General features: G+C 37.0%; 2 protein-coding genes. Both read right to left on the reverse strand.

What is annotated here, in order from left to right; all coding sequences use genetic code 11:
• Nucleotides 1–250: 250 nt before the first annotated feature.
• Entirely contained in the window at nucleotides 251–1,414 is a 1,164-nt protein-coding gene (locus PPOP_RS16035) for an ABC transporter substrate-binding protein (RefSeq protein WP_093471076.1), read from the reverse strand.
• A gap of 111 nt (nucleotides 1,415–1,525) precedes the next feature.
• A partial coding sequence (locus PPOP_RS16040) for an extracellular solute-binding protein (RefSeq protein WP_006287674.1) occupies nucleotides 1,526–2,581 on the reverse strand: 1,056 nt, incomplete at its 5' end.

The raw sequence follows: 2,581 nt of genomic DNA on the forward strand, positions 1-2,581 counted from the left end.
ATGAACATCCGTGGAAAGCTACGCTCAACGCTTCTAAGCGTAACACAAAACGCAGTACCTTCCAAGATGCGATGTACTCGCAGCACAACAGCTATACAGAGGCCCCCTGGTGAAGGTGGCCTCCATTCGAACAAGTGACATTTTCATAGCACAGTTAGGGTGACATTTTCACAGATGATTGACACCAATTGACTTACATTAATAGTTTTCGCCATTATAGTCACCCTCGTGTTTTACTAGAATTACTAATTCACTTCTTAGTATGAAACTCTTCTTGATACAAAATTTCAGTCTGTTCTTCGATCTCTTTGAAACATTCAGCGGAAGTTATATTCTGATTCTGAATAGCCTTGGTCAAGACCGCATCAACCACTCCATCGAATTGATCAATAAAGCTGAGAGATAGTTCACTGCTTAAATAAGGATTTTTGTTAATTTTTTGCCTCCAAATTGCCGAAAAATCGATGTTACCGTACTGAGAATTCATATATTTACTCAGGGTGGATACAGATCCTGGAATACTGTTATTCTGCAAATAAGTAATGGATTCTTCACTCAGTAAAGCTTGAATCACTTCCCACGCAGCCTCCTTCTGGGAAGCCTCTTTTGATATGCAAAATATATCATAAAAATTGATATCTGAACTTATATCTCTATTTTGTGAATCTACTGGAGTAGTAACTACCTCCCAGGCAAATGAGTTCTTTTCCATTAGCTTTGGTACCATATCTAACGTTCCAAAATGCATCGCCGCTTTTCCTTGGAGGAACAACTCACCTGTATCATTTACAAGATTACCAACCTTCGATGAATCAAGAATGTTCTGAATTGAACTTGTCCATTCTTGAGAATTAAAAGACAAATCTTTACTCTGGGTGTCAACAATTTTCCACCCCTTCGATTTCGCAATAGCCGATAACACACTTACCGGGCTTTTCCCGGTCGATCCCGTTGTCCCAGATCCTATAAATCGTTGGGTTAGTGAAAGCATTTCATCCCAAGACATTTGGTTGGTCGGGTAATCAATTCTGTTTGTATCGAACAAGTTTTTGTTGTAGAAAACTACGGAAGGATTAACAGTGGGAGATAGCCCATTTAACTGCCCCGTATCATTTTGAAGGGTGCTAATCATTTCAGGGTAGTAATCCTCAAGATTAATGTCACTAGACTGGGCTAGCGTGTTTAAGTCTGTAAGCATATTTTGCTTCTGAAGTTCACGAAAATTATTTTTCCACGTAATGATCAAATCGGGTTTGCTTTGTTGAATTTCTTTAGTCATCTCTTCAGCATTCTTACTAATTGATTGGATTAGCCTAAATTTAATGTTCGGATATTTCTGTATAAGATAATTACCATAATATTTATAAAAAAACTGATCTTGAAAAGAAGAATAGATGGTTAACTCGGTCTCCAGATTTTTTTTCTTATTATTATTTGAAGATGGAGAAAAAAATCACAACCTGTTACTAATAAGAACATGGACATCATGACAAGAATAAGTACGCCTCTACAGATTAAAGCGCTATTATTTACTCGATTGAATTGCATTGATGACATCCTCCTGTAGCTTTATGATTGTTTGATCAACTGTCAGTTGTTCCTCTATCGCTTGACGTAATATACTATTTATTTTGAGAAGGGCTGCCTTTTCTGCTGCACGGGGTAAATTGGTATCTCCAAGAGTAATCTGGGGTTTCAATTTATAAAAGGCAGCTAGGTTGCGATTATCGTTATCAACCATTAAAGAATCTCGTACAGGAATAGTAAATAAAGATAAACTTAGGTTTTTTTTCAATCTTGCTGCTTCCTCGCTGTTCATATATTCCCAAACTTCCAGACTTTCTTTGAAATTTCTTGTCCCTGCACAAATTCCATTTAAATATTGGAAGTTCATTGTCTTACTAATATTAGGCTCGTTTGGATTAACCGGTTCGGTTACGACACCCCAATTTATTTTCTCCTCGCGGTTGTTATTTATCTTCATAGCAAATTGGTAGGTATTTAATGTCATTGCTAACTTCCCATCTAAAAATAAATCAGCAGGATCTTGTTGAGAGGTAAAAGATGCCTCTTCTTGATAGAATGCGACTAAATCTTCAAGTTTATTTTTCCAGGCGGGGTTGTCAAATAATGTCCTTTGATTCAAAGAGTCATACCACTTTAAGCCATTTGTTTTGCCCATTGTCAGTAATAATCCTGTTTCGTCGTAATTGAGTAGATATAGGCCGTTCAAATTATCTTGTGGCGAAAATTGTTTGGCTAAATCAAGTACTTGATCCCAAGACATTTGATCAGTTGGCTCCGGTATCTTAAACTGCTTAAATAAATCTTTATTATAAAATAGCACTTGCGAGCTAATAGAATCAGACAAGGCATAAAGTCTTCCATCTCCTATTTCATTAAGAGCTTCAATAATATTTGAGTTAATCCCTTTGAAGCCATCGTCACTTGCATATGTAGACAAATCGGATAACATACCTTCATTAACAGGCCTGTTGATTAACCACTGAATGGTAGAAAAAAAGCCGCCAACTCGGTAAAATGTTTGTACCCTTACAAACGACCGAAAGGTGGCGACTCC

It is taken from the genome of Paenibacillus popilliae ATCC 14706 (assembly GCF_000315235.1).
Classification (GTDB): domain Bacteria; phylum Bacillota; class Bacilli; order Paenibacillales; family Paenibacillaceae; genus Paenibacillus_B; species Paenibacillus_B popilliae.